This window comes from Sphingobacterium sp. SGG-5 (genome assembly GCF_011043525.1).
GTDB lineage: Bacteria > Bacteroidota > Bacteroidia > Sphingobacteriales > Sphingobacteriaceae > Sphingobacterium.
Genome location: NZ_JAAKGO010000001.1, coordinates 84,322 through 96,478, shown reverse-complemented (window position 1 = coordinate 96,478; position 12,157 = coordinate 84,322). Strand labels below are relative to the sequence as shown.

Here is a 12,157-nt window from a genome sequence, read left to right as displayed (position 1 = left end):
GCATATGCTGTATCATTTATTCACTTGGCTGCAAGAGCATTTTCACATTCCCGGATCTGGATTGTTTCAATATATATCCTTTCGGACTGCTATGGCTGTTATTGTTTCGTTAATAATTACAACGGTATTCGGCCGCCGGTTAATTAATATGCTGCATCGGAAGCAGGTCGGCGAAACCGTTCGTGATTTGGGGTTGGAAGGTGAAAAACAGAAGCAAGGTACGCCAACTATGGGTGGTTTGATTATTATTGCGGGTATACTGATTCCAACGGTTTTATTTGCTAAACTGGATAATATTTACGTCTTGATCATGATCTTAACGACAGTCTGGATGGGTGCGATCGGTTTTCTGGATGATTATATTAAGGTTTTTCGGAAGAATAAGGAAGGATTAGCCGGACGGTTTAAAGTTATCGGCCAAGTGGGGTTAGGTACGTTAATCGCATTTACCATGTATTTTCATCCAGACATCGTGGTTCGGGAACAGGTGTCAAATCCGACCTCTGCCAAGCCCGTCGAGGTGGTCATTAACCCGCAGACGGGGGAACGTACTTATGCGGAAAATGTCAAGTCGACGAAGACCAATATACCCTTTTACAAAAATAACGAATTCGATTATGCGAAGGTATTGGACGCATTAGGATTGACGGGCGCAACAGCAACATTTATCTTGTTTTTGGTTGTTGTCGTCTTTATTGTGACAGCGGTATCGAATGGCGCCAATATTACCGATGGCATCGATGGTCTGGCGACGGGTACCTCAGCCATTATCGGCATAACGTTGGCCATCCTGGCGTATGTGTCGGGAAATATCATTTTTTCGGATTATTTGAATATCATGTATATTCCTAATTCGGGTGAACTGGTGATTTTCGCAGGTGCTTTTGTGGGTGCCTGTACCGGATTTTTGTGGTACAATGCTTATCCAGCGCAGGTGTTTATGGGAGATACGGGATCATTGGCTATAGGCGGAATCATTGCTGCTTTTGCGATTTTGATCCGTAAGGAGCTCCTGATTCCTATATTATGTGGCGTTTTCTTAATCGAAAACCTTTCGGTCATCATGCAAGTCTCTTATTTCAAATATACAAAGCAGAAGTACGGGGAAGGGCGGCGGATTTTTCTGATGTCGCCATTACATCACCATTATCAAAAGAAGGGTTATCACGAAGCGAAGATAGTTACCCGATTTGTCATCGTCGGGGTTATCTTGGCGATATTAACAATTGTAACGTTGAAGGTTAGATAGAAAGGCGATATGGGAAACATAGCACATACATATTATCCACAGTCCGGACATTTGGTTGTCTTAGGCGCTGGTGAGAGTGGTGTGGGAGCAGCGATCCTCGGGAAGGATAGAGGCTTCGATGTGTTTGTGTCGGATCGTGGAACAATAGCTGAAAGCTACCGTGTACAATTGGAAGAGGAAGGCATTCGTTTTGAGATGGAGAAGCATACGGAGGAGCAAATACTGCATGCTGACTTAGTCGTGAAGAGCCCGGGGATTCCGGAGCAGGCCCCATTGATAAAAAAATTAAGGGCAAAGGGAGTTCCTGTCATTTCAGAGATTGAGTTTGGAGCACAATACACCGATGCTAAGCTAATTTGTGTTACGGGATCCAACGGCAAATCAACAACCACAATGTTGACATACTATATGTTGCAGCAGGGCGGGGTGCATGTCGGGTTGGCCGGTAATATCGGAAAAAGCTTTGCGCTGCAGGTGGCCCGGGCACAGTTTGATGTTTATGTATTAGAGATATCGAGTTTTATGCTCGATGATATGTATCATTTTAGAGCCGATGTCGCGGTGCTGTTGAATATCACTCCGGATCATCTGGATCGCTATGATTACGATATGGAGAAGTATGTGAACTCCAAGTTCCGTATTATTCAAAATCAAACAAATAGCGATTATTTTATCTATTGTGCGGATGACGACGAAACCATGAAAGCGCTGCCTCGTATGCAGGTAAAAGCTATACAGTTGCCGATGTCGCAGAAGAAAAGCTTAGCCCAGGGATCATCTTTGGATAAGAACAATAATATTATCATTAATATACCTAATAGAGAAGCGTTTGCTATGAACATTGAAGAGTTATCATTACAAGGAAAGCACAACACCTATAACAACATGGCATCGGGCCTGGTGGGTAAGGTACAGGAATTGCGTAATCAGACGATGAAGGAGAGTATGGGATCGTACGTCAATATAGCACATCGTCTGGAACATGTCGCTTATATCGGTGGTGTGAATTATATCAACGATTCGAAAGCCACAAACGTCAACTCGGTTTGGTATGCCTTAGAAAGCTTCTCTCCCGATATTATTTTGCTATTGGGCGGAGTGGATAAAGGAAATGATTATGAAATGCTGCGTGATCTGGTACGGCAAAAAGTAAAGGCTATTATCTGTATCGGGAAAGATACTTCGCGTATACATGATGCTTTTGAAGAAGATGTCGAAGTCATCGTCAATAGTTCGTCGATTGAAGACGCGGTACATATGGCCTCGCATCTGGCACGCAAAGGCGATACAGTGTTGCTTTCACCAGCCTGCGCAAGTTTTGATTGGTTTAAAAATTATGAAGAAAGGGGCGATCGGTTTAAGGAAGCCGTGATGGCATTATAACGATGGGCGTATTGCGATATGCGCCTGCCTGCGGTAGGCAGGTATTGCGAGACTGTTGTCTCCATACGCAATACGCTCTACTCAATACTAAAAAAATGGAACAGGTATTTTCAAAGTTAAGAGGTGATAAATGGATCTGGATCATTGTGATCATCTTATCCGTATGGTCCTTGTTAGCTGTATACAGTTCAGTCGGGACATTAGCCTATAAAGAAGGCAAAGGTACCGAGTTGTATCTGGTGAAGCACTTTTCCATCATTGTGGTGGGCTGGATTTTGATGTACTTGTCGCATAAATTGGATTACAAATGGTACGCCGGTATTTCGAAGTTGCTCATGATGATTACCATCCCGCTGTTGCTTTATACGTTGGTATTCGGTGAGACGGTCAATGATGCTTCACGTTGGGTTACTATCCCGGTTATTAACCAGACTTTTCAGACTTCGGATTTAGCTAAACTGGCTTTAATTACATTTTTAGCGAGAATGTTGTCGCGAAAGGCCCTCGAAATCAAGGATCTGAAAAAATCTTTTGTGCCAATTATGGGTACCGTTTGTCTGGTTTTTGTGTTAATAGCATGGGCTAACTTATCTACGGCATTGATGTTGTTTGGTACGAGTGTACTGTTGCTACTGATCGGACGGGTTAGTTTTAAGCAGATTGCAGTTGTTTGTGCCGGAGGGGGAGTCTTATTGTTGTTGGTTGTGTTTCTAGGGCCAAGACGGGCGACTTACATCAGCCGGGTTGAAGGCTTTTTTAAGACCGAGGAAGTCACGGAAGGGCATGTTCCCTTTCAGGAAGATAAAAATTATCAGGCTAATAATGCGAAAATTGCTATTGCAACAGGCGGGCTGTTCGGAAAAGGTCCGGGCAACAGTATACAGCGGAACGTATTACCGCACCCTTATTCGGATTTTATTTTTGCCATCATCATTGAAGAATATGGAACCGTCGGCGGTGTGGTGTTATTATTTCTCTATTTGGCGCTTATGTACCGTTGCATTCGTATCGTGACCATGAGCCCACGTGCCTTTGGGGCATTTCTTGCTGCTGGATTGGGTTTTAGCCTGACTATTCAGGCATTGGCTAATATGGCTGTCGCCGTAGGATTGGGACCTGTCACCGGGGTGCCGTTACCTTTAGTCAGTATGGGGGGGACTTCGATCCTTTTTACAAGTATAGCATTGGGCATTATCTTATCCGTAAGTCGAAATATAGAAGAATTAAAAGGAAAACAAGAATTGGAGGAAGAGCCGAGAGCTAGAAAAGTAGTGATCGGAACGGTGGCGTAGAATAGATATGCGTAGTGCGATTTGCGTATTGCGAGGTTTAAAGTTTAATGAGTTAGTATCTCAATACGCAGTACGTTATACTCAATACTAAATAGAATGGGACATAAAATAATCATAAGTGGTGGAGGTACTGGAGGACATGTTTTTCCGGCGATAGCGATTGCCAATGCTTTGCGTCGTATACAACCGGATATAGAAATTTTGTTCGTAGGTGCTAATGGACGTATGGAGATGGAGAAAGTTCCGGCAGCAGGGTATGAGATTGTAGGCTTGGATATACAGGGGATAGACAGGTTTTCTTGGCTCAATAATTTGGTGCTTCCTTTTAAGTTGATTAAGAGTTTGTGGAAAGCTCGAAAAGTGATTAAGCGATTTGGTGCACAAGCGGCTGTCGGTGTGGGCGGGTTTGCCTCGGGTCCGTTGCTTATCGTGGCAAACAGGTTGGGGATACCTATTTTGATACAGGAGCAGAATTCCTTCGCCGGAAAGACAAATAAGATGTTAGGGAAGGACGCACAAAAGATTTGTGTTGCTTATGATGGAATGAATAAATTTTTTCCTGCTGATAAAATTTTGCTGACGGGTAATCCCATTCGACGGGCAGCGGTAGATATAGAAGGAAAGAAAAAGGAAGCACTTGACTTTTTCAATCTGTGGGAGGGAAGGAATACCGTGTTAATTATGGGCGGTAGTTTGGGGGCGGGAACGCTGAATCGTTTTATGTTGAAGTCATTTGAAAAAATAGTGGATAGACCCGACATCCAGGTCATCTGGCAGTGTGGAAGCATGTATTATGAAGAAGTAATGTCACTTTTAGAACTTAGAGAAGGGGGGATACCTTCTAAAATTCATGTGGTCCCCTTCCTGGAGCGTATGGATTATGCCTATGCCGCCGCCGATGTGATTGTTGCCCGGGCAGGTGCTGGGACTATCTCGGAGCTGTGTATGGTCGGGAAGCCTGCCATATTGGTACCTTCTCCAAACGTTGCAGAAGACCATCAGACAAAGAATGCCCAGGCACTGGTATCCAAGGGTGCTGCGCTGACCATAGCAGATGATATGGCTCTTGACAATTTATTGGAAATGGTGCTACGGCTCCTTACCGATGAAGAACAATGCGCAGCATTAAGTCGGGAAATTAAAAAAATGGCTTTGCCGGATGCCGACGAAGTTATTGCGAGAGAAGTGTTAAAATTAATAGCGTAGGAATATGAATATCGATCAGGTCAAACGAGTATATTTATTAGGCATAGGGGGGATTGGGATGAGCGGATTGGCGCGCTACTTTCATCAATTGGGATGTGCAGTATACGGTTATGATCGGACGGAAACGGAACTGACTGCCGCTTTGGTGGAGGAGGGTATGTCTATTATATACACTGATGATGTGGATAGGATTCCGTCTGATTTTGTACATCCTGCTACAGAAAACCTGATTATTTTTACACCGGCAGTACCGAAAGACTTGAAGATTAAGCAGTGGTTTGAGCAGCGGGGTTTTGATCTTTTTAAACGTTCTGAAGTTTTGGGTTTACTGAGTGCTAATCGATTCACCATAGGAGTAGCCGGAACGCATGGCAAGACAACAACTTCGACAATGATCGCGCATATCCTCAAAGATTCAGGATACGATTGCTCGGCTTTTTTGGGTGGGATTAGTTCGAATTACAATACCAATGTGCTTTTTGGAGAGAATAACGTCATCGTGGTTGAAGCTGATGAATACGACCGCTCGTTTCTTACGCTACATCCGAATATTGCGGTGATAACGTCTGCCGACGCCGATCATTTGGATATCTATGGAGACCGCTCACACCTCATTCGGTCTTTTGAACTGTATTTGGATCGGGTCGTCGAAGGCGGCAAACGTATTGTCAAGTTGGGCTTGCCATTCGTCGGAGATATCAGCTATAGTCGGGAGCAGGCCGAGGCAAAGGCATATGCAAGAAATATCGAAATTATTGACGGCGACTTCTATTTTGACTATGTGAACGGTGAAATGTGCATAAAAGGAATCAAATTGGGTCTTCCCGGCCTTCACAACGTAGAAAATGCTGTTGCCGCCGTCACTGTAGCCTTTCTACTCGGTATAGATCAGGAAAAGGTGGTTGTTGCCTTAGCTAATTTCAAAGGTGTAAAGCGGCGGTTCGAATATATTGTCAAGAGCGAATCGCATATATATATTGATGACTATGCACACCATCCGGAAGAATTACGTGCTTTTTTGAGTTCTATAAAGAAGCTCTATCCTAATAAGAAGCTGACAGTTGTGTTTCAGCCCCATCTGTTTAGTCGCACGCGTGATTTTGTAGACGGATTTGCAGAGGTGTTGGCGATGGCGGACGAGCTGTTGCTTATGGAGATCTATCCGGCACGGGAGCTTCCGATCGAGGGGGTGGACTCGCAATGGTTACTCGATCAGGTTGCCTTGGAAAATAAACGTTTAGTGACTCCACAGGAAGTGTTGAATATCATCGAGGAGGAAAAACCGGAATTGGTGGTTACGATGGGGGCGGGAGATATTGATCGTTTGGTACAACCTATTAAAAGGATATTAGAAAATAATAAATAGACATGAGACGCCTACGATGGAGTTTAGTATTTTATAGTTTGCTGGGGACCGGATCCCTGGTCGGGCTTATTTTACTAATGGGGCTGGTGTCTGAAAAAGGTGACGCACAGGTTTGCGAATCACTTCAGGTGATCATCCAAGGAAAGGAGACTTTTATCGATCAGCAGGATATTGTTAAGTTGATTTCGAATAACCACGGCATAGTTGTTGGACAAAAATTGAATAGCATCGACATTGGAAAAATAGAAAGTACGTTGAAAGCGCTGCCTTATGTGGCAGATGCATCTGTTCATACCGATATGAATGGCCTGTTACAGGTCGCTGTGAAACAACGGGAAGTCTTACTTCGTGTTATAAATAAGCAGGGCAAGGAATATTATGTGGATACACAAAATAAGAAAATTCCGACTACATTAAAATATGTACCCCATGTGTTGGTCGCCAATGGTAATATCAGCGAATTTTATAATACACCGTTGGAAAGTGTAGAATCGGATATTGTGTTGGATTTAGTGGATATTGTAAAACACGTCCGCGGAAATGAGCTTTGGGCTAATCAGATTGTGCAAATGTATGTCAACGAGCAACGTGATATTGAATTGATACCTCGGGTAGGAAGAGAGATTTTAATTATCGGTAATGCCGATTCATTACAATATAAACTAGACAGATTAGAAGTTTATTATAGAAATATCTTGCCCAAAGTAGGGTCTGAAGCGTATGAGAAAGTCAACGTAAAGTATGGCGGGCAGATTATTTGTGAGCGTCGTGGAGACTGGTTTATTGACAGCTTAAAAATGAAAATTAACGCACGAAATTAAAAATTACAGCATAATTACAGCATAATTACAGCATATGAAACCAAGAATGACAGAAATTGAAAAAGAAAATCCAATCATCGTTGGGTTGGATATCGGTACAACGAAGATTTGTGTTACCGTGGGTCGTCGTAGTGGTAGCAACAAGATCGAATTATTAGGAGTTGGTAAAGCAGAGTCTGCTGGGGTAAACCGTGGGGTTGTGGCGAATATCCACAAAACGGTTTCCAGTATTCGCGAGGCCGTGTCGGGAGCCGAAGGGCAGTCGAATGTCGACATCAAAGTGGTGAATGTAGGTATAGCCGGGCAACATATTAAAAGTATTCAGCACCGGGGAATTTTCACCAAGGGAGACGATGACGAGATCAATCACAATGATATAGAACGATTAATTTCGGATATGTATAAATTGGTTTTGCCTCCCGGTGAAGAAATTATTCATGTATTACCGCAGGAATTTACCATTGACAATGAACCCGGGATTAAAGAACCGGTGGGGATGGCAGGACGTCGGATCGAAGCCAATTTTCATATCATTTCCGGGCGTGTGACTGATATAAAAAATATCAAAAAATGCGTTGATAATTCGGATCTGGAAGTATCTTCTCTTGTGCTGGAGCCCTTGGCGTCGTCCGAAGCTGTATTGGATGAGGAGGAAAAGATGGCTGGGGTAGTGTTGGTTGATATCGGAGGAGGTACGACAGATGTGGCTATTTTCCATGAAGGTATCATCCGTCACACGGCGGTTATACCATTAGGTGGTAATATCGTTACCGAGGACATCCGCCAAGGCTGTGCTGTATTACGCAATCAGGCTGAGCAGTTAAAAGTACGCTACGGTTCTGCTTTAGCGGATGAAAACAAAGAGAACGAAGTGATATGTGTGCCGGGTATACGTGGTCGGGAAGCGAAAGAAATTTCCGTAAAAAATTTGGCATTTATTATACAGGCCCGCATGGAGGAGATTATCGAACATGTGTATTATGAGATTAAGTCTTCTGGATATGAAGATAAACTCATTGCGGGAATCGTTATTACTGGAGGAGGAGCGCAATTGAAACACCTGGTACAACTTGTCGAATATATCACGGGAATTGAGTGTCGTATTGGATATCCCAACGAATACTTGGCTAAAACCGAGATGCTGAGTAAGCAGACATTTGAAGAGATGAAAAGTCCGATGTATGCAACAAGTATCGGGTTATTGATGAAGGGAATTCAGGATTATGAAGGTGATGAAAAGTTGCAGGAAGAAAAGGTTTCCCGAAAAGCACAGAAGGCAACCGTTCTTGATATTGCCGAAAAACAGAGTAAAAAAGAAAGTTGGTTTACAAAAATTATCTCTGAATTTATCAAGGACGACGCACAATATGATGACGATACCTTTATTGGTAAAAAGTAATTTTTCAACATGTTGGATATTTTTCCACAAATTAACACATGTGGAAAACTGATGTGCATATTTTTGGTATTATTACATTGGAAACTTGGGTTTAGGTTGGCTGTAAAGGCCGAGGTTTTATAAGAAACAGGATATTTATGTCGATACAATTTGAAATGTTAAAAGAGCAGTCGTCGATTATCAAGGTAATAGGCGTAGGTGGTGGTGGTGGCAACGCTGTCAACCACATGTACAAGCAAGGAATCAGTGGTGTAGATTTTATCGTATGTAATACGGATGCTCAGGCTCTTGAGCTGAGTCCTATTCCGAATAAGGTGCAGTTGGGCGCGAGTTTGACCGAGGGTATGGGGGCTGGAGCAGATCCGGATGTTGGCGAGAATTCGGCTATCGAAAGTATCGACGATATTAAAAGAATGTTAGGTACCAACACCAAAATGTTGTTTATCACGGCAGGTATGGGTGGCGGTACCGGCACAGGAGCTAGTCCTGTACTTGCGAAGGCAGCCAAAGAAATGGGTATACTGACCGTTGCCATCATTACGACGCCATTTGCTTTCGAAGGAAAAAAGCGACGCTCTCAAGCGGAAGAGGGGTTGGAGGAGTTGCGTAAGTATGTTGATTCGTATCTGGTGATTTCCAATGATCGGCTGCGTGAAATATTCGGCAACTTAACAATGACAGCAGCGTTTGCCAAAGCGGATGATATACTGACTACCGCGGCGAAAGGGATTGCTGAAATCATTACTATACCGGGTTATGTTAATGTCGACTTTAAGGATGTGCGGACTGTAATGAATGACAGCGGAGTAGCTATTATGGGTAATCATGTCGCCGCGGGAGATAACCGAGCCATTGAAGCCGTTACGGGTGCACTTGCGTCGCCTTTATTGAAAGATAACGAAATTGAAGGTGCCCGTTATATCTTGCTGAATATTACGTCTGGTACGAAGGAAGTAACGATGGACGAAGTGTCTATTATTACGGATTATATTCAGGAAAAAGCAGGACTTACAGCCGATTTGATATGGGGTAATTGTATTGATGAAACTTTGGAAGAGGAGCTTTCTGTAACGATTATAGCGACTGGCTTCCAGACTTCAGAAGAGCGGATTAAGGAGAAGGAAAATGAAAAAATTGCGATACCTTTAACTCCGGAGCCTACGACTCCTTATATTAAACCCGTGGTTCAAAATCAATTTGTTGAAAAACCTGTCCAGCAAAGCGAATTTATTAAGCCTATACAGACTCCTGTTGCTTCATCCGAACTACCAACAAGTGCGCCGCAGGCAGATTTGTTTTCGTTGGCAAATCGGTATGGCGATTCTACTTCTTCACCTGTAAATTCAGTTCAAGCGGAGACAGAGACGGAAGTTGTCCGCTATACATTGGATACGGAAGAAAAATCGGATGAAGGAAATGTGAGTAATGACGAAGATACCTCAGGTTTTAAGCTCACCACCAGACCTTCGGTTTTTGAATTTAAACTGCCGACAGTTTTTGATGCCTACGAGCAGGTAGCGAATGAAGAAGTGGCACATGAAGTTGATTCTATTGTAGAAAATGAGGCTGTTTCTTCTGAACATGTTGAAACGACGCATCAAGAGACGGAGAAAGTAGCGGATGCTAATTTTGAAGATCAGTTGCTGAAGACTAAAGAGCGTATCTTGCGTTTGAAGGAATTAAGTATGAAACTGAAGTCTTCAAATGGTCTACAAGAATTAGAAAGCGAACCGGCGTATAAAAGAAAGCAAAAGACGTTAGAAGACGTCCCACATTCATCCGATTCGCAAGTCTCCCGATTTACCTTGTCTTTTGATGAAGGCACTACTGAAATAAGGTCGAATAACTCGTTCTTACACGATAACGTAGATTAAAACGATAATTTAATACTCATGTTTTTGAAAGGTGGCAGAGATGCTACCTTTCTTTTTTAGGTCTATTCAACAGCATGTAATTTGAATAATTCAATCAATTCGGGGATGTTGTTTACTTGGAGTTTTTCAAAAATCCGACTTTTATAAGTGCTTACCGTCGAAGAGCTTAAATTGAGCAAAGAAGAGACTTCGAGAATCCCATGCCCATCGATTAAATGCTTTGCTACGTCCATTTCCCGATTAGACAATTTGTGTAAAGGATTAGCAGCTTGGGCAGCAGATTTGTTCGTAATCAGGGTTTGGACATAGAGATCTCGTATAGAAGGCGACATGTATTTGCCGCGCTCCTGGATGCTTTGAATTGCGGTCCCTAATTCGTCCATTGCCGTATTTTTATTGAGATAACCCGCCGCTCCTGCTTCTATGTATCGCAAGGCGTAGATGTTTTCGTCATAAGAAGAGAAGACTAATATCTTCAGGTCATTTTGAAGATCGATAATTTCCTTAATAACCTTGATGTTATTGCCGCCAGGCATGTTGATGTCGAGCAGCAATAAATCGAATTGGCTTTGCATTAGATGATCGAAAATCTCCTTATAAGTTGTTGCATGTGTAATTTCAGCGTCGCTATAAGTGCCTTGTATGATTACCGAAGCTCCGAGCCTGACAATACTATGGTCATCCGCTATAAGTATCTTTTTCATGCTACGATAATAAATGAAATTGTGTAAATACCCAAATTTTAATTTTAAAAATGTAGATGTTCTTATTAAAATCTATTTTTTTGAGTATCGATATAATCAAATATAAAGATTTTATCGTTATAATTGTATAGATAACAAAAAAGATATAAAATATGGGATTTCTTAAAGAGTTTAAAGAGTTTGCAATGCGCGGTAGCGTTGTAGATCTGGCCGTCGGTGTTGTTATAGGTGGTGCTTTTGGGAAAATAGTTACATCCTTGGTAGATGATATTATCATGCCTCCAATTGGATATATAACAGGAGGGGTGGATTTTGGCGAGCTGAAGTACGTTCTCACGGCGGCAAATGAGTCTGCGGGCGTAGAAGAGGTAGCTTTGAAGTATGGTAATTTTATAAATGTTATTATTCAGTTTTTAATTATAGCCTTTTGTATTTTCCTAGTGATAAAGGGACTGAATTCATTGAAACGCAAAGAAGAAGCTGTGCCTGAAGCGGCCCCTGCCCCGTCGAAAGAGGAAACACTTTTGACCGAAATTAGAGATATCCTCCGGAATAAATAATCACCAGGGTGCTGTTCTTTTTTATGGTGAATGTTTTTGCTGTATGTATTTGATTGTTTTAAAAAAAATACTACCTTTGCGTTCCTCTAAGGAATAAAATATTTAAAATATATAGCGTCATGAAAAGAACATTTCAGCCTTCGCAAAGAAAAAGAAGAAATAAGCACGGATTTAGAGAGCGTATGAGTACAGCTAATGGTAGAAGAGTATTAGCTTCTCGTAGAGCAAAGGGTAGAAAACGCCTTTCTGTTTCGGACGAATATCGTCACAAAGGGTAAATTTTTACAACCGGTGACTGGGACA

The 12,157-nt window shown here is 42.4% G+C and carries 11 protein-coding genes; 10 read left to right on the top strand and 1 reads right to left on the bottom strand.

Annotation, left to right across the window (positions count from 1 at the left end; translation table 11 throughout):
- Positions 1–4 precede the first annotated feature (4 nt).
- The 8 genes from mraY (at position 5) to ftsZ (ending at position 10,590) form a co-directional block, all read left to right on the top strand.
- Entirely contained in the window at positions 5–1,249 is a 1,245-nt protein-coding gene (gene mraY, locus G5B30_RS00380; protein WP_165317972.1) for a phospho-N-acetylmuramoyl-pentapeptide-transferase, read from the top strand.
- A 9-nt stretch (positions 1,250–1,258) separates the two neighbouring features.
- Positions 1,259–2,632, top strand: a complete 1,374-nt coding sequence (gene murD / locus G5B30_RS00375) for a UDP-N-acetylmuramoyl-L-alanine--D-glutamate ligase (RefSeq protein ID WP_165317971.1) — start codon at positions 1,259–1,261, stop codon at positions 2,630–2,632.
- Positions 2,633–2,727: 95 nt separating this feature from the next.
- Entirely contained in the window at positions 2,728–3,924 is a 1,197-nt protein-coding gene (locus tag G5B30_RS00370) for an FtsW/RodA/SpoVE family cell cycle protein (RefSeq protein ID WP_165317970.1), read from the top strand.
- Between the two features lie 96 nt (positions 3,925–4,020).
- On the top strand, positions 4,021–5,130 hold the full coding sequence (murG, locus tag G5B30_RS00365) for an undecaprenyldiphospho-muramoylpentapeptide beta-N-acetylglucosaminyltransferase (RefSeq protein WP_165317969.1): 1,110 nt from the start codon (positions 4,021–4,023) through the stop codon (positions 5,128–5,130).
- Between the two features lie 4 nt (positions 5,131–5,134).
- On the top strand, positions 5,135–6,496 hold the full coding sequence (gene murC / locus G5B30_RS00360) for a UDP-N-acetylmuramate--L-alanine ligase (protein ID WP_165317968.1): 1,362 nt from the start codon (positions 5,135–5,137) through the stop codon (positions 6,494–6,496).
- Between the two features lie 2 nt (positions 6,497–6,498).
- Positions 6,499–7,317 (top strand): cell division protein FtsQ/DivIB, encoded by an 819-nt coding sequence (locus G5B30_RS00355; protein ID WP_165317967.1) that lies wholly within the window; start codon positions 6,499–6,501, stop codon positions 7,315–7,317.
- A 34-nt stretch (positions 7,318–7,351) separates the two neighbouring features.
- On the top strand, positions 7,352–8,716 hold the full coding sequence (ftsA, locus tag G5B30_RS00350) for a cell division protein FtsA (protein ID WP_165317966.1): 1,365 nt from the start codon (positions 7,352–7,354) through the stop codon (positions 8,714–8,716).
- A 137-nt stretch (positions 8,717–8,853) separates the two neighbouring features.
- The gene (gene ftsZ, locus G5B30_RS00345; RefSeq protein ID WP_165317965.1) at positions 8,854–10,590 is read left to right on the top strand and encodes a cell division protein FtsZ; all 1,737 of its coding nucleotides are present in this window, start codon (positions 8,854–8,856) and stop codon (positions 10,588–10,590) included.
- A gap of 62 nt (positions 10,591–10,652) precedes the next feature.
- Here the strand turns inward: ftsZ and G5B30_RS00340 are convergent, their stop codons facing one another.
- A complete protein-coding gene (locus G5B30_RS00340; protein ID WP_165317964.1) occupies positions 10,653–11,294 on the bottom strand; it encodes a response regulator transcription factor in 642 nt (213 codons plus the stop codon).
- 152 nt (positions 11,295–11,446) lie between these two features.
- Here G5B30_RS00340 and mscL point away from each other — a divergent pair, with 152 nt between their 5' ends.
- Together mscL and rpmH are read left to right on the top strand one after the other, a co-directional pair.
- The gene (gene mscL, locus G5B30_RS00335; protein ID WP_165317963.1) at positions 11,447–11,854 is read left to right on the top strand and encodes a large-conductance mechanosensitive channel protein MscL; all 408 of its coding nucleotides are present in this window, start codon (positions 11,447–11,449) and stop codon (positions 11,852–11,854) included.
- Positions 11,855–11,973: 119 nt separating this feature from the next.
- Positions 11,974–12,132, top strand: a complete 159-nt coding sequence (gene rpmH, locus G5B30_RS00330) for a 50S ribosomal protein L34 (RefSeq protein WP_081643199.1) — start codon at positions 11,974–11,976, stop codon at positions 12,130–12,132.
- Positions 12,133–12,157 lie beyond the last annotated feature (25 nt).